Source organism: Bradyrhizobium sp. SUTN9-2 (genome assembly GCF_003122645.1).
Taxonomy (GTDB): domain Bacteria; phylum Pseudomonadota; class Alphaproteobacteria; order Rhizobiales; family Xanthobacteraceae; genus Bradyrhizobium; species Bradyrhizobium yuanmingense.
Genome location: NZ_LAXE01000001.1, coordinates 7,986,079 through 8,007,219 on the forward strand (window position 1 = coordinate 7,986,079; position 21,141 = coordinate 8,007,219).

Here is a 21,141-nt window from a genome sequence, read left to right on the forward strand (position 1 = left end):
ACAGGTCTCTCGACCATCTCGCATGGGGAGAGAGGCCCCTCACCCCAACCCTCTCCCCGTAAGAACGGGGAGAGGGAGAAGAGAGCTTAATCCAGCTTCGCCTCCATCCCCCGCTTCACGGCCGGGCGCGCCATCAGGGCCTCGTACCAGCGCTTGACGTTGGGGAAGTCGGCCAGATCAACCTTGTGGCGAGGATGGCGCCAGGCCCAGCCCAGGATGGCAAAATCGGCAACCGAGAGCTCGCCGGCGACGAAGTCGCGCCCCTCGAGGCGGCGGTCGAGCACGCCGTAGAGCCGGCGCGTCTCGGCCATGAAGCGCTTCAGGCCGTAGGCCCGGTCCTGCTCGTTCTCGAGTGCGATGAAATGGTGTACCTGGCCGGGCATCGGGCCGAAGCCGCCCATCTGCCACATCAGCCATTCGTAGACCGGGATGCGCTGGATAAGCGATTTCGGCAGGAATTTGCCGGTCTTTTCGCCGAGATAGAGCAGGATCGCGCCGGATTCGAAGATGCTGACTGGCTTGCCCTCAGGCCCCTCGGGGTCGACGATCGCGGGGATCTTGTTGTTCGGCGAGAGCTTGAGGAACTCGGGCGCCATCTGCTCGCCCTTGGTGATGTTCACCGGGATCACCTTATAGGGCAGCCCCATCTCCTCCAGCGCGACCGAGATCTTGCGGCCGTTCGGCGTGTTCCAGGTATAGAGCTCGATGGTCATTCCGTGTCCTTCCCCAAGAGGCGTGCCCCCTCACCTACTCCAGAAGGTTGCACCCTCACAACCTTTGGGCCGGGATGGCCGATCCCTGTTGACGGGAGACGCCCCCTCTGGAATGTCGCGTCGGTCGCGGATAAATTCCGCCCCCACCAAAAACGCTGTTCGAGGGACCGCCGTGTCGAAATCCGCCTCCCGCGCCCGCCTGTTCGAGATCATCCGCCGGCGCTCATTCGGCCGCGGCGAGGTGACGCTCGCGTCGGGCCGCAAGAGCGATTTCTACTTCAACCTCAAGCCGACCATGCTCGACCCCGAGGGCGCAACGCTGCTCGCCGAGCTGACTTACGAGGCGCTCAAGGACGACCAGCTGGATTTCATCGGCGGGCTAGAGATGGGCGCGGTGCCGCTCGCCGGCGCGCTGGCGCAGATCTCCTGGATCAAGGGTCATCCGATCGCGGCCTTCTTCGTGCGCAAGAAGCCGAAGGAGCACGGCGCGAAGCTCGCGATCGAGGGCCTGCCCAAGGGCGAGACGCTGGCGGGCAAGCGCGTCGTGATCGTCGAGGACGTCACCACCACGGGCGGCTCGGCGATGAAGGCGGTGGAATCGGTGCGCGAGGCCGGGGCCAATGTCGTGCTGGTGCTGACCATGGTCGATCGCGAGGAAGGCGCCACCGACACGTTCGGTGCGGCTGGCCTGCCGTTCCGCTCGCTGTACAAGGCGTCGGAATTCTTGAAGGGGTGAAGTGGCGGAAATTTCTCCGCCGTCATGCCTCAATGTGTCCCGGTAGCAACCACCCGTCCAAAGCTGCGCCCGGCCTTAAAGAGGCCACCGCCTCGTCTTGAAACCGCCTACGCTCAACTGCTCATTTACCATCCCGCTTTATGGTGAATCGTGTGCTGAGATCGCTCGGTCCCAGCCGATTCAGTAGCGTCGGGTGGAGTAAGCGTTGCGTACAGTCATGTCCCATGCGCGCGGCGGCGTCGCGCTTCGCTTGTGGCCGCCATGCTGGCAGCGCCGCTGCTGGCGGCGCCGACCTCGGTTGCGGCCGAAGGCCTGTTCGATTTCCTCTTCGGCGGAATGCAGCAGCGGCCGCAGCGCGAGGTGCCGCCGGCGAACTCCCACGTCGATCCCTTCAGCAGCCAGCAGAATGGCGCCACGCCGCAATATGTGCCGCCGACCCGCTCGGCCGCGGCCGGTGGCTCGGGACCGGCCTTCTGCGTACGCAGTTGCGACGGGAAATACTTTCCGCTGATGCGCGGTCTCGTCTCACCCGCGCAGATGTGTCAGGCGTTCTGTCCTGCCAGCGCGACCAAGGTCTATTTCGGCTCGTCGATCGACGGGGCCTACTCCCAGACTGGCGAGCGCTACGCCGACAGCGAGAACGCGTTCGCCTATCGCAAGGCGCTGCGCGCCGACTGCACCTGCAACGGCCGTGAACCCGTCGGTCTTGCCCCGGTCGACCTTGCGCTGGATTCCTCCCTGAAGGCCGGCGACGTGATCGCCACCAGCGACGGCCTCGTCGCCTATACCGGCGTCCGCGTCGGCAACGACCAGGCTGCGGATTTCACCCCGGTTGCCTCCTATCCCGGCCTCACCGCGCAGGTTCGAGCGCGGCTCGGCGAGATGAAGGTGGCGCCGGTGCGCGCCGAGACGGTGTCGGCAGATGCGCCAGCGTCAAACGAGTTCGTGCGCGAGCCGCTGCCGGACGTGACAGTGCCGAAGACCGCCGCGAAGCCGGCGAAGCGGGCGGGGTTGGATTAAGCCTCACCTGTAACCACACCGTCATTGCGAGCGTAGCGAAGCAATGACGGAATTTGCGGCACTACCTCCCGATGATCACGCCGATCACATTCGGCGCCGCCAGATATTTCTCCTCGATCGCGGCGCGCGCGGAGGCGCGGTTCTCCGGCGTCAGGAGGCCGCGCTTCTCGGCCAGGATCATCCAGCAGAAGCCCCACCAATCGGTCAGCATGCCCTGATCGCCGACGAGGTCATAGCCCTGCTCGGCCGCGAAGATGCGCGCATGCGCTTCGTCCAGCGTGTCGAGAAACAGATGGTCCTCGGGCGAGAACAGATCGTCGCTGACGTCGTCGATGGTGTAGCCCCAGATCGACTGGCAAACCGCGTTGAACTCGCGGTCGAACTGGTCGTCATCGACCCTCTGGCGCCGCGCGGCCTGATGCAGCCGTGACAGCGAGCGCGCGAAATCGGCGATCCGGGTGAGGGCAAACTGGTCGAAGGCAATGGTGGACATGTAGTCCTCGCAAAGTCGGACAGACGCTAGATATTGTATCGGCGAGGCGCCGAATCACAATGATATATCAAAGACTTGCTAAAGTGTTCTTAATTTGTTCTGGGCGCGCGTGGAATCGAAAGGGGCCGCCCGAGGCGACCCCTTTGCCGGTTGCAATCTTGTTCGGGATGAAATCCAGCCCCGGCAAGCGCGGACGTTAATACCGACAGCGGGCTTTGCGCGATTCCGGAAAAATACCGGTCGTAGTGCTGTCCTAATGCAGCCGGCGCCTCAATGGCAGCGCGAGGCCGCAATGGCGTGGACGCGGCGGTCGCCGAGGAGATGGGCGACAAAGCCATTCGCCGGAAAGATCTTTGCGAAGGCTGGATCGCGGACGCTGAGGCCCCCCGCGTAAGCACCGAATGCCGGCATCACCGCCCGCATCCCGTCGCTGGCGAAGCAGCGGCGCTCCATCGAGCGGCCACGCGCCGAGACACGCGCCTTCGGATGCAGATGACCGGCGATCTCGCCGTGGGCGCCGGTCGGCTCGTGGCGGAAGGTGATCGGGCCGATCGCGACTTCGTCCGCGATGGTGCCGCCGAGATCGCGCGGCAGCATGGGGTCGTGATTGCCGGAAATCCAGATCCAGTCGCGGCCGGTCTGGAGTGCGGCCAAGGCGTCGCGGTCCTCGGCGGACAGGCGCTCATGCGCGCTGCGGTCGTGAAAACTGTCGCCGAGCGCGATGACCACTCGCGGATCATGGCGGGAGATGACAGCAGCGAGCCGGCCGAGCGTCGCAATGGTATCGTAAGGCGGCAGCAGGACGCCGCGCGTGGCGAAGCTCGAGCCTTTCTCGAGATGCAGGTCGGAGACGACGAGCAGGCGCTGCTCGTCCCAGAACAGCGCGCCGGAGAGATCGGCCGCAAAGGTCACATCGCTGATCGTGACTCTGGAAACGCGCATGTCCTCGACATCTCCCGAAATCAGCGCGCCTGCCGTCACGTCTTACCCGCTTCTATCCATCGCCTCTTTGACGAGCTCGTCGGCGGCTTCCGCCAAAAGCTCGTCTGCAGCTTCGCCATAAACTGACTCGCGGCCGATTTCCAGCATCACGGGCACGGCGAGCGGGGAGACGCGGTCGAGTTCCCGGTGCGTGATGCGGCCGTGGATGCGCATCAGCATGTCGCCGAGCCGGCGCAAATCGAGCAGGCCGGTGGCGGCATCGGCGCGCGCAGCGCGGAGCAGGACGTGATCGGCCTGGTGCTTGCGCAACACGTCGTAGACGAGATCGGTCGAGAACAGCACCTGACGGCGGCTCTTCTCCTCCCCGGTGTGGCGGCGCGCGATCAGGCCGGAGATGATGGCGCAGTTGCGGAAGGTTCGCTTCATCAGCGCGGATTCGGCGAGCCAGGCTTCGAGATCATCGCCGAGCATGTCAGGATCGAACAGCGCGTTGAGGTCGATCCGCCCATCGCGGATCATGAAGGAGAGATCACCGAGCCCCCAGATCGCCACGGCATATTCATTGGCGACGAAGCCGAGCGGACGCGCGCGAGCGCGCTCCAGCCGGCGCGTCAGCAGCATGCCCAAGGTCTGATGCGCGAGACGGCCCTCGAAGGGGTAGCAAACGAGATAATGCTTGTTGGCCCGCGGAAAGCTCTCGACCAGCAGCTCGCGGACCGCCGGCACTCTGCTGACATCCTTCTGCAGCGACAGCCAGTCGCGCACCTGCTCCGGCAAGCCGCCCCAGGCGCGGCCATCATCGAGCAGGCGGCGCACGCGCTCGGCGAGATAGGTCGAAAGCGGAAACTTGCCGCCCATGTAGGACGGCACCTTCGGGTCCTTGTCATGCGCGCGCGAGACATAGACCTGGTCCTCGACCAGGGTCTCGTAGCGCACCACCTCGCCCGAGAACACGAATGTGTCGCCGGGGGAGAGGCCCTCGATGAAGGCTTCCTCGATCTCGCCGAGCAGTCGGCCGCCGCGTGCGATCACGCCTGTGGATCCTGCACCGCTGCCGCGCGAACGCACCAGCCGCACCTTCAGCATGTCGTCCTCGACGATGGTGCCGACATTCATGCGGTAGCTCTGCCGCACCTTGGGATTGGCGACGCGCCAGCGTCCCTCCTTGTCCTGCTTGATGCGAGCAAAGCGCTCATAGGTCTTCAGCGCATAGCCGCCGGAGGCGACGAAATCGACGACGTCGTCGAAATCCTGCCGCGACAGGCTTGCGTAGGGCGCGGCGGTGCGAACCTCGCCATAGAGCTCGTCGCTGAAGAACGGCTCGCCACAGGCACAGCCCAGAACATGCTGAGCCAGCACGTCGAGCGCGCCAGTGCGCAAGGGCGGCGTATCCTGCGCATTCTCGGCGATGGCGTCGATGGCGACGCGGCACTCCAGCACTTCAAAACGGTTGGCGGGCACCAGCACCGCGCGGGAAGCCTCGTCGAGGCGGTGATTGGCGCGGCCGATGCGCTGCATCAGACGCGAGGAGCCTTTTGGCGCGCCGATATTGACGACGAGATCGACGTCACCCCAGTCGACGCCGAGGTCGAGCGAGGAGGTGCAGACCACGCCGCGCAGCCGGCCCGCCGACATGGCGTCTTCGACCTTGCGGCGCTGGGCGACGTCGAGCGAGCCGTGATGCAGCGCGATGGCAAGGCCATCGTCGTTCATGCTCCAGAGATTCTGGAACAGCATCTCGGCCTGGCTGCGGGTGTTGACGAAGACCAGCGTGGTCTTGTTGGCCTTGATCAGCTCGTAGATTTCAGGGAGCGCGTGACGCGCGCTGTGACCGGCCCAGGGCAGCCGCTCGCGCGTATCGAGCATCTCGACCACGGGCGGCGCGGCGCCGCCGGCGACGACGATGTCGGCTGCCCGCTCCTTGCCGTCGGGCTGCGGCACCAGGAAGCGCGCGAGCTGCTCTGGCTCGGCTACGGTCGCGGACAAGCCGATCGCGCGCATCTGCGGCGCGAGGCGCCACAATCGCGCCAGCCCGAGGGAGAGCAGATCGCCCCGCTTGGACGTGACCAGCGCGTGCAGCTCGTCGAGCACGATGCGCTTGAGAGAGGAAAACAGGAACGGTGCGTCGTCGGAGGAGAGCAGCAGCGCGAGCTGCTCGGGCGTCGTCAGCAACACGTCGGGCGGATAGCGCCGCTGCCGCTGACGGCGCGACACCGGCGTATCGCCGGTGCGGGTCTCGACCTTGATGGGCAAGTCCATCTCGGCGATCGGACGCTCGAGATTGCGCGCGATGTCGACGGCGAGCGCCTTGAGCGGCGAGATGTAGAGGGTGTGCAGGCCGCCGCTGCGCTGCACGCTGCGGCCGGTGGAGACGAGGTTCTTCTTCGCACCCGCGTCGCGTGTCAGCGGCTGCGTCGACAGCTCGACCAGCGTCGGCAGAAATCCGGCCAGCGTCTTGCCGGCGCCGGTCGGCGCAATCAGGAGAGCGGACCGGTCCTCGCGCGCCTTCTCCAGCAGCGCCAATTGATGCGCGCGCGGCGACCAGCCGCGGGCTGCGAACCAGGCCCGAAAGCGATCCGGCAGCAGGGCGGCCGGCTCGGTCGATGTTTGGAGGATACGGGGCGGCACGGCATGACAGGTAAGCCGTAGGGATGGCTTCGTCGAGGGGGGCTATGGCCTGCGACAGGGCGATCGCACACGCGCTGTCCATTTGAGGCACGATAGACTCGACATCGTCATGGCCGGGCTTGTCCCGGCCATCCACGTCTTACCCGCGGCACGAAGAACGTGGATGCCCGGGACAAGCCCGGGCATGACGACCGCTTGTGAGGTCCAAATTTCGGTCCTCTCCTCGCCTGCGCGACGAGGGCCAGCGCTCTCACGCCCCGGCCGGGACCTGATCGAGAAATCCGGTCACGCTTCTGATCCGGCCGTCCTTCAGCACGGCGAAATCGGTGCCCTTGATCGGGCTGTCGGCGCCGTCAGGGCCAAGTCCCCACGAGAAGCGGATGTGATCGCCGTAGCCGTTGGGCTCGCCGATCAGCTTGAATGTGAAATCGGGAAAGCGCTGCTGCACACCTGCGATCAGCGCCTCGATGCCGTCCTGGCCGTCGCCCTTCATCACGGGGTCGACGTAGCTCGCATCCGTCGTCCAGCTTTCGCTCAGCAGCTCGCGGCGGCGGCCGGCGGTGCGCTCGTTCCAGAGCTCGATGTAGCGACGGGCGATGGTGACGGGGTCGGTCATGGTTCTCTCCTTCGATGGCGCCGTGTTGTCCGGCTGACCGTGACTATCGAAGGTTCACGCGCGTTGATCGATTACCTCGGAGGTCATCAACGCGCGTGAGGTTTTCGCAAAAATTACTTCGCCGCCGTCACCATGATCTCGACGGTGTATTGCGGGGCGGCCAGCTTGGCTTCGACGGTGGCGCGCGCAGGCGTATTGCCGGGCGAGACCCAGGCGTCCCACACAGCGTTCATCTCTGCGAAGGTCTTCATGTCGGTGATGTAGATCGTGGCCGAGAGCAGCTTCGACTTGTCGGTGCCGGCCTTGGCGAGGTGACCGTCGATGGTCGCCAGGATGTCCTGGGTCTGCTTCGTCACGCTTTCGCCGGCCGCCTTGTTGGCGACGACACCGGCGAGATAGACGGTGTTGCCGTGCACGACGACCTGGCTCATGCGCGGGCCGGTTTCAAAACGCTGAATGCTCATCTGGATCTCCTGGCTGGAATGGCGGCCCTGTCTAGCCCAGCGGTTTGCACTGTGCCACCCCTTGGCACGCGTGCGTTGCCTGCCACGCATGCGTTGCCCGGCACGCATGCGTGGGGCAGCAACGCCGTTCACGGAAACCGGCTGAAGAACGTCCAGATCGTTTCGGCGCCGTCGATGTCGCCGTTCTGCGGTCCGAGCAGGTTCCTGGCGACCTTCGGGAATCGGGCATCCGGAGCAAAGCCTGGCATGCGGTGGCCGCCGTGGTTGATGCGATAGAGCACGACGTCGTGCCCAGCCGGACAGCGCGAGCTGATCCGCGTCACCGTGGACTGGTCCGCCGGCGTCGCGTCGGGCATGTCGGTGATCCCGGCGTCGTCGGTCTCGCAGCCATTGAGCCTGCGCCAGAACGCCAGCGTCTCGTCCGTCGACCAGAATCCCTCTGCGGCAAAATAGCTCGATCCGCGCCCGCCCTCATAAGGGACCAGCGGATCTTCGGTCCCGTTCATGAGCAGCATCGGCAGCGGCCGCGACGGATGACAGGTGACGGCGGCTTCATCGTTGAGGTTCATGATCACACTCGCAGCCGCCGCAAACAGATCGGCCCGCGCGCAGGCCATGGTCATCGCCATGGCACCGCCATTGGAAACGCCGGCGACGTAGACGCGCTTCGCATCGGCCGTGCCGTCGGCCACCAGCTTCTCGACCAGCCTTGCGATGAAGGCGACGTCATCGGTGCCGACCGGTGGTCCGCGCAGGGCCGGCCCCGCCTTGGTGCGCGCGTCCGCCCATGCGTTGTTGAGCCCGTCCGGAAACACCACGGCGAGGCCCTCGCGCTTGGCGACCTGCGGCCAGGCCGTCCGTGTGACCATGTCGGCGCCGCGCTGGGTCTTGCCATGCAGCACGATTACGAGCGGTGCGGGCCGCTTGGCTGGCAGTTGCGCGGTGTAGGAGCGCTTCACACCGTTGACATCGACCGTATCGGCGGACGCAGCCGAAGCTGCCGTCAAAGCAGCGATCAGCGTGGCGATGCGCATCCGCCGCCGCATGGTCTAGCCCACTGCCTTGGCGGCGGCACGGCCAGCATTGCGGCCCGAGAACAGGCAGCCGCCCAGAAAGGTGCCTTCCAGCGAGCGATAGCCATGCACGCCGCCGCCACCGAAGCCGGCGGCCTCGCCGACGGCGTAAAGGCCGGGAATGACGCGGCCCTCCTCCCCGAACACGCGGGAGTCGAGATCGGTCTCGAAGCCGCCCAGCGTCTTGCGGGTGAGGATGTTGAGCTTCACCGCGATCAGCGGTCCATGCGCGGGATCGAGGATGCGGTGCGGGGAAGCGGTGCGGATCAACTTGTCGCCGATATAGCGGCGCGCATTGTGGATGTTCATGACCTGCGCATCCTTGACGTAGGGATTGGCGATCTCGCGGTCACGCGCCTCGATCTGCATCCTGATGTGCTCGAGCTTGAGGAGATCGCTGCCGGCGAGCTTGTTCATGGCCGCAACGAGCTCATCGAGCTTGTCGCGGACAATGAAGTCGACACCATGGCTCTTGAACGCCTCCACCGGCGCCGGCGCGCCCTTGTTGGTGGCGCGGCGAAGCGTCATGCGCCAGCTCTTGCCGGTCAGGTCCGGGTTCTGCTCCGAGCCCGACAGCGCAAACTCTTTCTTGATGATGCTCTGGGTCAGGATGAACCAGGAATAGTCATAGCCGGTCGACATGATGTATTTGAGCTGGCCGAGCGTGTCCGAGCCCGGGAATAGCGGCGCCGGCAGCCGCGTGCCTGTGGCGTCGAACCACATCGAGGAAGGACCCGGCAGGATGCGGATGCCGTGGCGCGGCCAGATCGGGTTCCAGTTCTGGATGCCCTCGACGTAGTGCCACATGCGGTCGCGGTTGATCAGCCGTGCGCCGGTCTTTTCCGTGATGCCTATCATGCGCCCGTCGACATGCTCGGGCACGCCGGAGATCATGAACTTCGGGGGCTCACCGAGCCGCTCCGGCCAGTTCTGCCGCACCAGCTCGTGGTTGCCGCCGATGCCGCCGGAGGCGACGATCACGGCCTGCGCCTTCAACGCGAAGTCACCAACCACGTTGCGCGAGGAGCTCTTACCGCGCTCTGCATCATCAGGCGCAAGAACGACGCCGCTGACGCCATCCACCGTGCCATTGGTGACCGAGAGCGCATCGACGCGATGGCGAAATCGGAAGATCAATCGGCCGGTCTTCATCGCCTCGCGCGCGCGGCGCTCGAACGGCTCGACGATGCCCGGGCCGGTGCCCCAGGTGACGTGGAAGCGCGGCACCGAATTGCCGTGGCCCATCGCATCATATCCGCCGCGCTCGGCCCAGCCGACCACGGGAAAGAAGCGATGGCCCATCGCGCGCAGCCAGCCGCGCTTCTCGCCGGCCGCGAAGGCCACATAGGCTTCGGCCCATTGGCGCGGCCAGAAATCCTCGTCGCGGTCGAAGCCGGCGGTGCCGAGCCAGTCCTGCATGGCAAGCTCGTAGGAGTCCTTGATGCCGAGCCGGCGCTGCTCCGGCGAATCGACCAGGAACAATCCGCCGAACGACCAGAACGCCTGGCCCCCCAGCGACTGCTCGCCTTCCTGGTCGATAACGATCACGCGCTTGCCCGCATCAGCGATCTCAGTGGCGGCAACGAGGCCCGACAGTCCCGCACCGACGACGATGACATCCGTTTCTTCAACCATGCGCTTCCCCCTCCAAGTTCTTCTCCTCCTCAAGGGTTCCCCCCTGTAGTTGCCCGGATTGAAGCCAGCGGTTGCAACTGAGATCAAGGGTATGGCGCGCAAGACCTCGTTAACTTGTTCCACTTTGGGATGGAGACCGGCCGGGTGCAGCGCGGACGCAACACTGGATTTAATTTGTTTTGAGCCAGCAGGCCTGCCTAGACAAAGCCTCGGTTACGACCGACGCTAGCCGTGCATCATCACCTGACACACAGATTCGAATTCGACTGGGGCGGGGGAAAATGAATTTTCTGACGGGGTTGCTTGCGGCGGTTCTCTTGATCGCAGGCATGGGGGCTTCTCACGCGGTGGTTCGGATCGCGGACGACCGCGGCGGCCGGATCGGAACCTACGTCGACAAGTACCAGGACCTCAGGCAATCGGGCGAGACGGTCATCATCGATGGCCTCTGTGCCTCGGCCTGCACCATCGTCCTCGGTGCTATCCCGCACGACCGCATCTGCGTGACCTCGCATGCGACGCTGGGCTTCCACGCCGCCTGGGATTTCGGCGCCAACGGCCGCGCCATCACCAATCCCGAAGCGACCCAGATGCTGTACGCGATGTATCCCTCGCAGATCAGGCGCTGGATCGGCCAGCGGGGCGGCCTCACCCCGCGGATGCTCTTCCTGAGGGGCAAGCAGCTCCAGGCCATGTACAAGCCGTGCTACCTGGACGCGCAGGCCTCGACGACCAGGCCGTCGCGCCGGTCGCTCCCGCAAGCGGAGCCGCTCGAATCCGCCCGGGGCCAGCTCCTCCACTGACATCCACAGGCTGGCGGCGTCCTTTGGCGCCGCCGCGGCGTCTTGCCAGCTGGCGGAGCCTTGCCTGCTGGCGGCGCCTTGCCGGCAGCCGGCGCAAAGCCTATCTGAAAGCCAGGGAACCGGGGCCTTCGTCCCGATCGTTGTCATGGCTCAACCGCTGCACCCGGCACATCGGCTATCGGACAATTCGCCCACTGCCGGGCGGATGCCATCCGTGCTGCTGTGGGCGGGCGCTGCAATCGGCGGTCTCGCCGTGATCGGCGCGCTGGCGCTCTGGTTCCACTATGGCAGCCAGGTGTTCTTCGAAATGATCAGGACCGGCTTTGCCGCCTGCTTCTGACCTGCGACAGGAAGTTTTCCGCCCATGAGCTCCGCCACCCGTCCGCTGGTGATCGCGACCGCCTTCGCTACAAGCCTCGTCGTCGGCCTCCTGATCATGTTCTGGGCGATGGGCGGGGTCGGCAAGGTGGCACAGCCGGCCGCGATCGGCGGCCCGTTCCAGCTGACCGACCAGAACGGCAAGGCCGTCACCGACAAGAGCCTGAAGGGCAAGCCGACCCTGATCTTCTTCGGCTACACCCATTGCCCCGACGTCTGCCCGACCTCGCTGTTCGAGATCTCGGAAGTGCTGCGCGCGCTGGGCAAGGACGCCGACAAGGTCAATGCCATCTTCATTTCGGTCGATCCCGAGCGCGACACGCCGGCGACGATGAAGGATTACCTGTCGAGCTTCGATCCGCACCTCCAGGGCCTGTCCGGCGACCCCGCCGAGACCGCCAAGGTGATCTCCTCCTACCGGGTCTATGCCAAAAAGGTCCCGACCAAGGACGGCGATTACACGATGGACCACACCGCGCTGATCTACCTGATGGACCGCGAGGGCAGGTTCGTCTCGCCGTTCAATTTGAAGCGGACGCCGGAAGAGGCAGCGGTTGATTTGAAGCGGTATCTCTGAGCTTCACGCTGGCCACAATCGGCGCTCGCGTTCCCGGCGGGATGGTCTATAAGGCCCTCCGATCCCGACGAAATTCATTCCTTCGGCCGATGGCTCCATCGCAACAGGCGAAATCGCTCAAATCTGTCCGTGGCTTGCTGGCAGGGCTGGCTGCTGGCCTTTGCCTGCTCGGCGGCCTCACCGAGGCGAACGCGCAAGCTCCCGCCAAGCGGCCTCCGGCTGCGCCACAGACCACCCCTCAGGCGGCGCCCCAGGCCGCCCCGCAGGCGGTGCCCGGGTTCTGGGACCCGCGCCGGCGCCCCGAACGGCCGGACCTGTCCCGCCTGACCGTGATCCGCTTCCTGACCGAGACCGACTATCCGCCGTTCAACTACACCGGTGCGGACGGCAATCCGGCCGGCTTCAACGTCGATTTCGCCCGCGCCCTGTGCGAGGAGATCAAGGTCACCTGCACGGTGCAGATGCGGCGTTTCGAGACGCTGGTCGATGCGCTCACCTCCAACCGGGGCGATGCCATCATCGCCTCCATGGCGGTGAGCCCGCAGCTGCGCGCCCGCGTCGACTTCACCGATCCCTATTACCGCGTGCCGGCGCGCTTCGTCTCGCGCAAGGATGCGGTGATGCCGGAGATCCGCCCCGAATATCTCGAGGGCAAGAAGGTCGGCGCCATCGCCGGCTCGGCGCACGAGGCGTATCTCAAGGCGATGTTCACCGACGCCGAGCTGCACGCCTACCCCAATGACGATGCGATGCGCGCAGCTCTGCGCAGGGGCGAGGTCGACTTCATCTTCGGCGACGCCATCTCGCTGGCGTTCTGGATCAACGGCACGGATTCGGCCGATTGCTGCGCCTTCTCCGGCGGTCCGTTCGTCGAGAGCCGTTTCTTCGGCGAGGGCATCGGCATCGCCGTGCGCAAGGGCAACGACGTGCTGCGCCAGGCCCTGAACTGGGCGATGTTCCGGATCTGGGAAAAAGGCCGCTACACCGATCTCTGGCTACGGTATTTCTCGGTCAGTCCGTTCTGACCTTTCGCCTCTCCGCCTGCAGCGGGAGTGCGGACGATCGCAGAGATCATCACGCGCGCGTCATACCCATTCACCACGCCTGAAATTCCCGGTCCCGCCCGCCCGCGAATTCCGCTATTGAAGGACGCGGCAATCGTTCCGTCCTCTCCGCGAGCATTCCGCGTTCGTCGATCCGTCTCGCCGGTGCGCAGGTTCAATGCAGCTTTACCTCCCGATCGCCGATCTTCCGGTCAACGTCTTCCTGGTGCTCGCCATGGGCGCGGCGGTCGGCTTCGTCTCCGGCATGTTCGGCATCGGCGGCGGCTTCTTGATGACGCCGCTTTTGATCTTCATCGGCATCACGCCGGCGGTCGCGGTGGCCTCCGTGGCGAGCCACATCGCGGCCTCCTCCTTTTCCGGCGCCCTCTCCTATTGGCGGCGGCGCGCGATCGATCCGGCGCTGGCGAGCGTGTTGTTATGCGGCGGCGTGACCGGCACGACGCTCGGCGTCTGGACCTTCACCCAGCTGCGGGCGCTCGGCCAGCTCGACCTGATGATCGCGCTCTCCTACGTCGTGCTGCTCACCACGGTCGGCAGCCTGATGTTCTCGGAAGGATTGCGCGCCTTGATGCGGACCCGGCGCGGGGCGCTGCCGCCGCGCCGCACCCACAACTGGATCCACGGCCTGCCGCTGAAGATGCGGTTCAAGCGCTCGAAGATCTATCTCTCGGTCATCCCCGTGGTGATCGTCGGCATCGTGATCGGTTTCATCGGCGCCATCATGGGCATAGGCGGCGGCTTCATCCTGGTGCCGATCATGATCTATCTCTTGAGGGTGCCGACCTCGACGGTGATCGGGACCTCGATGGTTCTCACCGTCGTCACCATGCTGTTCGCGACCATGCTGCACGCGGCGACCAATCACCTCGTCGATGCCGTGCTGGCGCTGATCCTGATGGTCGGCGGCGTCACCGGCGCGCAGTTCGGCGCCCGTGCCGGCCAGAAGATCCGCGGCGAGCAGCTGCGGCTGCTGCTGGGCTTGCTCATCCTCTCGGTCGGAATCCGCTTCGCGATCGAGCTGGTGATCCAGCCCTCCGATCTCTTCACCATCCGTGAGCTCGGAGTGAGCCGATGAGGCGCATGCTTCTCGCCATCGTCCTCGTCCTGCTGCTCGGCGGCGCTGCGCGGGCCGAGCGGCTGATTGTGTCGGTCTCGAATCACCGGGTCACGGTGACGCCGAACTATTCCGGCGAGGAGCTGGTGCTGTTCGGCTCGGTCGAGAAGGATACGACGACGCCCGCGGACCGCACGGCCTACGACCTCGTCGTCACCGTGATGGGCCCGCGCGCCGACATGGTGACGCGGCGGAAGGAGCGCACCTTCGGCATCTGGATCAACACCGACTACCGCCAATTCCTGCAGGTGCCGAGCTATCTCGCGCTGTTCGCCAACCGCCCGCTCGACGCCATCACCTCGCCCGAGATCGCGCGGCGGCAGCAGATCGGGCTCAACAACGTGCTGCTGACGCAGCGGGTCAGCGGCGACTTTGCCGACGTGGTGCCCAACGATGCGTTCCGCTCGGCCTTCATTCGCCTGCGCACCCAGCGCGGGCTCTACCGCGAAGACGGAAGCGCGGTCACGTTCCTGACGCCGACGCTGTTCCGCACCGGCATTCCGCTGCCCGCGGAGGTGCCGATCGGCACCTATGAGATCGAGATCAAGTTGTTCGCCAACGGCGCGTTCATCGGCAAGACCGAGACTGCGTTCGAGATCGTCAAGGTCGGCTTCGAGCAGTTCGTCGCCACCACCGCCCGCCAGAACGGCCTGATCTACGGCCTCGCCACCGTTGCGATGGCGCTGATGACGGGGTGGATGGCCTCGATCGTGTTCAGGAAGGACTAGCCCCCCGTCATTGCGAGCGCAGCGAAGCAATCCAGACTGCCTCCGCTGCGGCAGTCTGGATTGCTTCGTCGCAAGAGCTCCTCGCAATGACGATAGTGAACAGCGGGGCCTCCACCTACACCACCGCCTTCGCCGGCCGCGTCACCAGATAGATGCCGAGCGCGACCGGAATGATGCCAAGCAGGTCGCGCGCCTCGATGTGCTCGCCGAGCACGAGGAATGCGAACAGCATGCCGAGCGGCGGCATCAGGAAATGATAGGCGCTGGCGGCGGTGGCGCCACACGTCTTCAAGAGACGAAACCAGAGCCAAGAAGCGATGATCGAGCCGCCGAGCACGAGAAAGGCGAAGGCGCCGATCAGGCTCGGCGTATAGTCGATCGCGTCGACATCGGCGAAGGTGAGCGCGACCGGTGTCAGTACGATGCCGGCCGCGAGGTTCTGCACGCCATTGCCGATCCACAGGGATCCCTTCGGCGCCAGCAGCTTGAACAGGATGGTGCCGGCCACGATCGAAGCGAGCGAGGCCAGCGTGAAGACGATGCCGTGCAGCGAATCGGTGCCGACCGACAGGCGGTGCCAGACGATTGCGGTCACGCCGATGATGCCGAGCAAGAGGCCGCTCGCCTTGCGCCAGGTCATGCCTTCGCCGAGCAGCAGCGCGGCAAGGCCCGCGGTGAACACCGGATTGGCTGACACGATCAGGCCGCCGAGGCCGGCGGAGACCGATTGCAGGCCGGTGTAGCCGAGGCCGAGATAGAGCGCATTGTTGGCGATGCCGAGCACCGCGAAGATCGCGGCATCGCGCCACGACAACGACCAGGCTTCGCCGCGGATCAACGTGGCGCCCAGGATCAAGATACCCGCGAGCGAGAAGCGCGCGGCGAGCAGGATCAGCGGCGGGCAATGGGTGACGCCGATCTTGCCGGCGATGAAGGCGTAGCTCCAGAGCAGGCAGAACAGGCCGATCGCGAGCGGCAATGTGTTGAAGCGGCTGCGGGGGGCGGGAAGCGAGTTCGCGAGCGACATGAGGGGCATTCTCGGATGTTCTTTTCTGCCCTCGATCTAGGGAGGCCGCTTGCCATTTGGAAATTAAATGATTAACTCGCGCCCAGTGGATTTCTTAATGGAGGCGGCCGTGCTCGATCTTGAGCTGCTGCGCAGCTTCGTCTCGGTGGTCGAGGCCGGCGGCTTCACCCGCGCCGGCGAGCGCGTCCACCGCACGCAATCGACCGTGAGTCAGCAGATCAAGCGGCTGGAGGAGGATGTCGGTCAGGTGCTGCTGCACCGCGACGGCAAGGACGTGCGCCCGACCGAGGCCGGCGAGCGGCTGCTGTCCTATGCGCGGCGATTGCTCTCGCTGGCCGAGGAGGCGCGCGACGTGCTGCGCCAGCCTGATAGCGATGGCGCGATCCGGCTCGGCATCCCCGAGGACTTTGCCGCGTACCGGCTGGCAAAACTGCTGGGCGCGTTCTCGCGCTCGCATCCGGGATTGCGGCTGGACGTGCGCGCCGACCAGAGCAAGCATCTCGCCCGCGATCTCCAACGCGGCGAGCTCGACCTTGCGCTCTACAAGCGCGAGGCTGGCGCGAAGGACGCGATCGCGGTGTGGCCGGAGCGGGTGCACTGGGTCACCAGCAAGAGCCACCCGGTCGACGTCAACGTGCCGTCGGTGCCGCTGATCGGCTTTCCGCTCGGCTGCATCTACCGCGCCGGCGCCATCCACGCGCTGGAAACGGCCGGCCGCGCTTGGCACACCGCCTACACCTCATCGAGCCTCGCCGGCATTCAGGCCGCGGTCGCCGCCGGCATGGGCCTCAGCATCCTGTCGGAGATGGCGATCCAGACCGACCACCGCGTGCTGACGGCGAAGGACGGCTTTGCGCCGATCAACAAGACCGAGGTTGCACTGATGGCTTCGCCGGATGCGAGCCCGGCGACGCTGCGGCTTGCGGACCGTCTCGCGGAGTTTTGCGATGCGGTGCAGAGCAAGGCGGCTTGAGCTCGCCAAAGCTCCTACGGCTCTCAATTCGCTGCGGATATCAGCTTGTCGCCGCACGCGCTTGCGTAAAACTTGCCGCCGCATTGGCGCTTGATCGCAGCGCAGCGGGCTGCGGGCGACGCCTTCTGCGGCGCTGTGAAGCCGCAGCTGAGGCCATCGGCGCTGCGACCGGTCGTGCCGGCGGCAAACGCCGCACTGGTGGCGCTGATGCAGACGACGAGCAGGGCCGCAGTGGCGATTTCGATCAGCAGTCTCACGGTCCGCTTCTCCACACTGATGGCTGAATCTTTCGTAATCTAGCACCGAATCTGGGTTTCTCCGTGCTCCTCCGGGTTCCCAATTCGGCCCATTCCTTGCATAAATTTGCGCCAGCGCAGTGCACGACCTCGCGGGCGACAGTTCCGGTGCAAGGGCAGGACGCGTAGAGTTAAGAGTTGTTTCGACCTAGGAAGTAACGGCTTTGCAGGATTCATCGTTCCAGCCCAGTTATCCGGCCCCCGGGCAGCCCATCGACGAACTCGCGCTGGCCGAGATCAAGGGCGCAATCCTGGCGAAGCTGCGCCTTGCCATCGGCAAGGACGCTGGCATGGCGACCAGGCACGATTGGTACCAGGCCGCGGCGCTCGCGCTGCGCGACCGCATCGTGCATCGCTGGCTCACGGCCGAGAAGCACAGCTACGACGCCGGCCGCAAGCGGGTTTACTATCTCTCGCTCGAATTCCTGATCGGCCGGCTCTTCACCGACGCGCTCAACAACATGGGCCTGCTCAAGATCTTCGAGGTCGCGCTCGGCGATCTCGGCGTCTCGCTGCCGGAGCTGCGCAAATGCGAGCCGGATGCGGCGCTCGGCAATGGCGGCCTCGGCCGGCTCGCCGCCTGCTTCATGGAGAGCATGGCGACGCTGTCGATCCCCGCGATCGGCTACGGCATCCGCTACGATTACGGCCTGTTCCGTCAGATCATCAATCAGGGCTGGCAGCAGGAATATCCTGACGAATGGCTGAGCTTCGGCAACCCCTGGGAATTGCAGCGACCCGAGGTGATCTACGACGTCAATTTCGGCGGCGGCGTCGAGCATGTCGACGACAAGGGCCGCGACCGCTCGATCTGGCATCCTGCTGAAACCGTGCAGGCAATCGCCTATGACACGCCAATCGTCGGCTGGCGCGGCCACCACGTCAACGCGCTGCGGCTGTGGTCGGCGCGCTCGCCCGATCCGCTCAAGTTAGATGCCTTCAACAAAGGCGATTACGTCAGCGCCAGCGCCGAGCAGGCGCGCGCGGAGGCGATCTGCAAGTTCCTCTATCCGAACGACGAGAGCCCGGCGGGCCGCGAGCTGCGGCTGCGCCAGGAATATTTCTTCGTCTCCGCCTCACTCCAGGACCTGGTGAAGCGGCATCTCGCCTCCGACGGCCAGCTGCGCAACCTCGCCGGCAAGGTCGCGGTGCAGCTCAACGACACCCATCCGAGCCTTGCCGTCACCGAGCTGATGCGGATCCTCGTCGACCTCCACAATTTCCGCTGGGACGAGGCCTGGAAGATCACGGTCGCCACCCTCTCCTACACCAACCACACGCTGCTGCCGGAGGCGCTGGAGACCTGGCCGGTCGAGCTGTTCGAGCGGCTGCTGCCGCGGCATCTGGAGATCATCTACCGCATCAACGTGCAGCATCTGGCGCTCGCCGAAGCGCGCTGCCCGGGCGACATCGACTTCCGCGCCTCAGTGTCGCTGATCGACGAGAAGAGCGGCCGCCGCGTGCGCATGGGCCAACTCGCCTTCGTCGGCTCGCACCGCATCAACGGGGTCTCGGCGATGCATTCGGACCTGATGCGCGAGACCGTGTTCCACGACCTCAACCATCTCTATCCCGGACGGATCACCAACAAGACCAACGGCATCACCTTCCGACGCTGGCTGATGCTGGCGAACCCGAAGCTGACCGATTTGTTGCGCGAGAGCTGCGGCGATGCCGTGCTCGACGATCCGACCCAGCTCTCGCTGATCGAGGCGCGCGCCAGCGACGTCGAGTTCCAGAAGAAGTTCCGCAGCGTCAAGCACCACAACAAGGCCCAGCTCGCCCGCCTGATCGGCGAACGGCTCGGCATCAGGGTCGACCCGGGCGCATTGTTCGACGTGCAGATCAAGCGCATCCACGAGTACAAGCGCCAATTGCTCAACGTCATCGAAACGGTCGCGCTGTACCAGGCGATCAAGGACGAGCCCAACGGCAATTGGGTGCCGCGGGTGAAGATCTTCGCCGGCAAGGCGGCGGCGAGCTATCGCTACGCCAAGCTGATCATCAAGCTGATCAACGACGTCGCCGAAATCGTCAACAACGATCCCGCGATTGGCGGCAAGCTCAAGGTCGTGTTCCTGCCCGACTACAATGTCAGCCTCGCCGAGGTGATCATTCCCGCCGCCGATCTGTCCGAGCAGATCTCCACCGCGGGCATGGAAGCCTCCGGCACCGGCAACATGAAGCTGGCGCTGAACGGGGCCATCACCATCGGCACGCTCGACGGCGCCAATATCGAGATCCGCGACCATGTCGGCGCGGAGAATATCGCGATCTTCGGCATGGAAGCCGGCGACGTGATGATCCGGCGCAAGCAGGGGCTGGATGCTTCCGACGTGATCCGCCGGTCGCCGAAGCTGCAGCGTGCCATCAACGCGATCGGCGCCGGCGAGTTCTCGCCCGGCGACCCCGGCCGTTTCGAATCCATCGCGCACGCGCTGCGTTACCTCGACCATTACATGGTGAGCGCCGATTTCGATTCCTACTACGAGGCGCAGCGCGCGGTCGATGCGCGCTGGCAGGTGGCGCCGGCCTGGACCCGCGCCTCGATCCTCAATGTCGCGCGCATGGCCTGGTTCTCCTCGGACCGCACCATCCGCGAATATGCCGAGGAGATCTGGAACGTGCCGGTCAATCCCACCACGCCGCTGCTGCCGAATTTGCGCGACGCCGCGGGCTGATTTTTCCGCGGCGTGGAAGCGGCGTTACCTGCGAGGTTATTGCATCCTTCGCGAGGGATGATGATATGATCGTCATCATCCCCTAAGCGGCGTTGTGACACGACGCCGCAACCTCAACCGCCGTCATTGCGAGCGCAGCGAAGCAATCCAGAATCTTTCCGCGGAGACAGTCTGGATTGCTTCGCTGCGCTCGCAATGACGGCTGTGGAGGCATCGAGGACCAACAATGCACGCCAAGCTCCCGCACCCCTTCGACGAGGCCACGCGCGTCACCGCCGGTGACTCGAGCTGGCAGGGGCACACCAGCGACGATTACTGGGCCTTTGTCGGCCCGTTCGGCGGCGCCACCGCTGCGACGATCCTGCGGGCGCTGATCGAGCATCCGCAAGCCGCCGGCGATCCGCTCGCCCTCACCGTCAATTATTGCGCGCCGATCGCCAAGGGTCCTTTCGATCTCGACGTACGCCTCGTCAAGGCCAACCGCTCCAGCCAGCACTGGAGCGTCGAGCTCAGCCAGGGCGGCGGCGAGGTCGCAACGCTCGCCACCGCGGTGTTCGCCGAGCGCCGTCCGTCCTGGGAGCACAGGGTGGCGCAATATCCGGATGCCAAGCCGTTCGAGCAGACGCTGCCATTCCCGAAGATCTCGGCATCCTGGGCCAACCAGTATGAATTCCGCTTCGTCGAGGGCGAGATGCGGATCGGCCCGCCGCAGGCCGAGCCCGCCAGCACCTACTCGAAGATCTGGATCAGCGACCGCACGCCGCGCAAGCTCGACATGCTATCGCTGATGTCGATGTCGGACGCCTTCTTCGGCCGCATTTTCCACGCCCGGCGCGAGCTGGTGCCGTTCGGCACGGTGTCGCTGACGACCTACTTCCACACCGACGCCGAGGAGCTTGCGGCTGAAGACATCACGCGCGTGCTCGCGACGGCGGATTCCAAGATCATGCACAAGAGCTACGCCGACCAGAACGCCGAGCTGTGGTCGCCGAACGGCCGGCTGCTCGCGACCACGACGCAGATCGCGTATTTCAAGGCGTAGCTTTCTCCTCCCCTCTCCCCTTGTGGGAGAGGGTGGATCGCCGCGTAGCGGCGAGACGGGCGAGGGGTTCTCTCCGCGGGCACTTCCCTCGCACTTGAGTTTGCGGACAGAACCCCTCATCCGGCGCTTCGCGCCACC

Annotated in this window: 20 protein-coding genes and 1 pseudogene; 11 read left to right on the forward strand and 10 right to left on the reverse strand. The window is 65.5% G+C overall.

What is annotated here, in order from left to right:
• Positions 1–86: 86 nt before the first annotated feature.
• On the reverse strand, positions 87–713 hold the full coding sequence (locus XF30_RS37115) for a glutathione S-transferase family protein (protein ID WP_057027514.1): 627 nt from the start codon (positions 711–713) through the stop codon (positions 87–89).
• Between the two features lie 172 nt (positions 714–885).
• On the opposite strand from XF30_RS37115, the gene pyrE reads away from it, so the two are divergent.
• Together pyrE and XF30_RS37125 are read left to right on the forward strand one after the other, a co-directional pair.
• Complete coding sequence (gene pyrE / locus XF30_RS37120; RefSeq protein WP_036014130.1) at positions 886–1,449, forward strand: orotate phosphoribosyltransferase; 564 nt, start codon at positions 886–888, stop codon at positions 1,447–1,449.
• A gap of 217 nt (positions 1,450–1,666) precedes the next feature.
• Positions 1,667–2,469 (forward strand): annotated as a pseudogene (locus tag XF30_RS37125) (DUF2865 domain-containing protein).
• Positions 2,470–2,530: 61 nt separating this feature from the next.
• Here XF30_RS37125 and XF30_RS37130 read toward each other — a convergent pair.
• From XF30_RS37130 to XF30_RS37160, 7 genes are all read right to left on the reverse strand, one after another.
• Positions 2,531–2,962, reverse strand: a complete 432-nt coding sequence (locus tag XF30_RS37130) for a hypothetical protein (protein WP_109145468.1) — start codon at positions 2,960–2,962, stop codon at positions 2,531–2,533.
• Between the two features lie 270 nt (positions 2,963–3,232).
• On the reverse strand, positions 3,233–3,904 hold the full coding sequence (gene pdeM, locus XF30_RS37135) for a ligase-associated DNA damage response endonuclease PdeM (protein ID WP_050995974.1): 672 nt from the start codon (positions 3,902–3,904) through the stop codon (positions 3,233–3,235).
• A gap of 42 nt (positions 3,905–3,946) precedes the next feature.
• Positions 3,947–6,532 carry a ligase-associated DNA damage response DEXH box helicase gene (locus XF30_RS37140; RefSeq protein WP_109145469.1) on the reverse strand — a complete coding sequence of 862 codons (2,586 nt, stop codon included), beginning with the start codon at positions 6,530–6,532 and terminating at the stop codon, positions 3,947–3,949.
• 250 nt (positions 6,533–6,782) lie between these two features.
• Positions 6,783–7,148 (reverse strand): nuclear transport factor 2 family protein, encoded by a 366-nt coding sequence (locus XF30_RS37145; protein ID WP_036026464.1) that lies wholly within the window; start codon positions 7,146–7,148, stop codon positions 6,783–6,785.
• A gap of 113 nt (positions 7,149–7,261) precedes the next feature.
• Positions 7,262–7,612: a RidA family protein gene (locus XF30_RS37150; RefSeq protein WP_025032572.1), complete on the reverse strand. Its 351-nt coding sequence runs from the start codon at positions 7,610–7,612 to the stop codon at positions 7,262–7,264.
• A gap of 128 nt (positions 7,613–7,740) precedes the next feature.
• Positions 7,741–8,658 carry a CE1 family esterase gene (locus XF30_RS37155; protein WP_109145470.1) on the reverse strand — a complete coding sequence of 306 codons (918 nt, stop codon included), beginning with the start codon at positions 8,656–8,658 and terminating at the stop codon, positions 7,741–7,743.
• Positions 8,659–8,661: 3 nt separating this feature from the next.
• Positions 8,662–10,320 carry an FAD-binding dehydrogenase gene (locus XF30_RS37160; protein WP_036026461.1) on the reverse strand — a complete coding sequence of 553 codons (1,659 nt, stop codon included), beginning with the start codon at positions 10,318–10,320 and terminating at the stop codon, positions 8,662–8,664.
• A 281-nt stretch (positions 10,321–10,601) separates the two neighbouring features.
• Here XF30_RS37160 and XF30_RS37165 point away from each other — a divergent pair, with 281 nt between their 5' ends.
• The 6 genes from XF30_RS37165 (at position 10,602) to XF30_RS37190 (ending at position 14,984) form a co-directional block, all read left to right on the forward strand.
• Complete coding sequence (locus XF30_RS37165) at positions 10,602–11,123, forward strand: Clp protease/crotonase-like domain-containing protein (protein WP_036014153.1); 522 nt, start codon at positions 10,602–10,604, stop codon at positions 11,121–11,123.
• 145 nt (positions 11,124–11,268) lie between these two features.
• Complete coding sequence (locus XF30_RS37170) at positions 11,269–11,463, forward strand: hypothetical protein (protein ID WP_036014155.1); 195 nt, start codon at positions 11,269–11,271, stop codon at positions 11,461–11,463.
• Between the two features lie 24 nt (positions 11,464–11,487).
• Complete coding sequence (locus tag XF30_RS37175) at positions 11,488–12,078, forward strand: SCO family protein (protein ID WP_036014156.1); 591 nt, start codon at positions 11,488–11,490, stop codon at positions 12,076–12,078.
• An 89-nt stretch (positions 12,079–12,167) separates the two neighbouring features.
• A complete protein-coding gene (locus XF30_RS37180; RefSeq protein ID WP_036014158.1) occupies positions 12,168–13,103 on the forward strand; it encodes a transporter substrate-binding domain-containing protein in 936 nt (311 codons plus the stop codon).
• Positions 13,104–13,299: 196 nt separating this feature from the next.
• Positions 13,300–14,217 carry a sulfite exporter TauE/SafE family protein gene (locus XF30_RS37185; RefSeq protein ID WP_074448058.1) on the forward strand — a complete coding sequence of 306 codons (918 nt, stop codon included), beginning with the start codon at positions 13,300–13,302 and terminating at the stop codon, positions 14,215–14,217.
• Positions 14,214–14,984: a TIGR02186 family protein gene (locus XF30_RS37190; RefSeq protein ID WP_036014162.1), complete on the forward strand. Its 771-nt coding sequence runs from the start codon at positions 14,214–14,216 to the stop codon at positions 14,982–14,984. The genes XF30_RS37185 and XF30_RS37190 overlap by 4 nt, the downstream gene beginning before the upstream one ends.
• Positions 14,985–15,099: 115 nt before the next feature.
• Here XF30_RS37190 and XF30_RS37195 read toward each other — a convergent pair whose 3' ends face one another.
• A complete protein-coding gene (locus XF30_RS37195) occupies positions 15,100–16,011 on the reverse strand; it encodes a DMT family transporter (RefSeq protein ID WP_109145471.1) in 912 nt (303 codons plus the stop codon).
• Positions 16,012–16,120: 109 nt separating this feature from the next.
• On the opposite strand from XF30_RS37195, the gene XF30_RS37200 reads away from it, so the two are divergent.
• A complete protein-coding gene (locus XF30_RS37200) occupies positions 16,121–16,984 on the forward strand; it encodes a LysR family transcriptional regulator (RefSeq protein ID WP_036026460.1) in 864 nt (287 codons plus the stop codon).
• Between the two features lie 23 nt (positions 16,985–17,007).
• Here XF30_RS37200 and XF30_RS37205 read toward each other — a convergent pair whose 3' ends face one another.
• Positions 17,008–17,241, reverse strand: coding sequence for a hypothetical protein (locus XF30_RS37205; RefSeq protein ID WP_057027807.1), 234 nt, complete (start codon positions 17,239–17,241; stop codon positions 17,008–17,010).
• A 203-nt stretch (positions 17,242–17,444) separates the two neighbouring features.
• On the opposite strand from XF30_RS37205, the gene XF30_RS37210 reads away from it, so the two are divergent.
• Both XF30_RS37210 and XF30_RS37215 read left to right on the forward strand, forming a co-directional pair.
• The gene (locus XF30_RS37210) at positions 17,445–19,961 is read left to right on the forward strand and encodes a glycogen/starch/alpha-glucan phosphorylase (RefSeq protein WP_109145472.1); all 2,517 of its coding nucleotides are present in this window, start codon (positions 17,445–17,447) and stop codon (positions 19,959–19,961) included.
• Positions 19,962–20,187: 226 nt separating this feature from the next.
• The gene (locus tag XF30_RS37215) at positions 20,188–21,003 is read left to right on the forward strand and encodes an acyl-CoA thioesterase (RefSeq protein ID WP_109145473.1); all 816 of its coding nucleotides are present in this window, start codon (positions 20,188–20,190) and stop codon (positions 21,001–21,003) included.
• Positions 21,004–21,141: the final 138 nt, after the last annotated feature.

Coding starts and splice junctions, on each gene's coding strand:
- XF30_RS37115 (WP_057027514.1), bottom strand. CDS start 713: ATGACCATCGAGCTCTATACCTGGAACACGCCGAACGGCCGCAAGATC.
- XF30_RS37130 (WP_109145468.1), bottom strand. CDS start 2,962: ATGTCCACCATTGCCTTCGACCAGTTTGCCCTCACCCGGATCGCCGAT.
- pdeM (WP_050995974.1), bottom strand. CDS start 3,904: ATGCGCGTTTCCAGAGTCACGATCAGCGATGTGACCTTTGCGGCCGAT.
- XF30_RS37145 (WP_036026464.1), bottom strand. CDS start 7,148: ATGACCGACCCCGTCACCATCGCCCGTCGCTACATCGAGCTCTGGAAC.
- XF30_RS37150 (WP_025032572.1), bottom strand. CDS start 7,612: ATGAGCATTCAGCGTTTTGAAACCGGCCCGCGCATGAGCCAGGTCGTC.
- XF30_RS37155 (WP_109145470.1), bottom strand. CDS start 8,658: ATGCGGCGGCGGATGCGCATCGCCACGCTGATCGCTGCTTTGACGGCA.
- XF30_RS37160 (WP_036026461.1), bottom strand. CDS start 10,320: ATGGTTGAAGAAACGGATGTCATCGTCGTCGGTGCGGGACTGTCGGGC.
- XF30_RS37165 (WP_036014153.1), top strand. CDS start 10,602: ATGAATTTTCTGACGGGGTTGCTTGCGGCGGTTCTCTTGATCGCAGGC.
- XF30_RS37170 (WP_036014155.1), top strand. CDS start 11,269: ATGGCTCAACCGCTGCACCCGGCACATCGGCTATCGGACAATTCGCCC.
- XF30_RS37175 (WP_036014156.1), top strand. CDS start 11,488: ATGAGCTCCGCCACCCGTCCGCTGGTGATCGCGACCGCCTTCGCTACA.
- XF30_RS37180 (WP_036014158.1), top strand. CDS start 12,168: ATGGCTCCATCGCAACAGGCGAAATCGCTCAAATCTGTCCGTGGCTTG.
- XF30_RS37185 (WP_074448058.1), top strand. CDS start 13,300: ATGCAGCTTTACCTCCCGATCGCCGATCTTCCGGTCAACGTCTTCCTG.
- XF30_RS37190 (WP_036014162.1), top strand. CDS start 14,214: ATGAGGCGCATGCTTCTCGCCATCGTCCTCGTCCTGCTGCTCGGCGGC.
- XF30_RS37195 (WP_109145471.1), bottom strand. CDS start 16,011: ATGTCGCTCGCGAACTCGCTTCCCGCCCCCCGCAGCCGCTTCAACACA.
- XF30_RS37215 (WP_109145473.1), top strand. CDS start 20,188: ATGCACGCCAAGCTCCCGCACCCCTTCGACGAGGCCACGCGCGTCACC.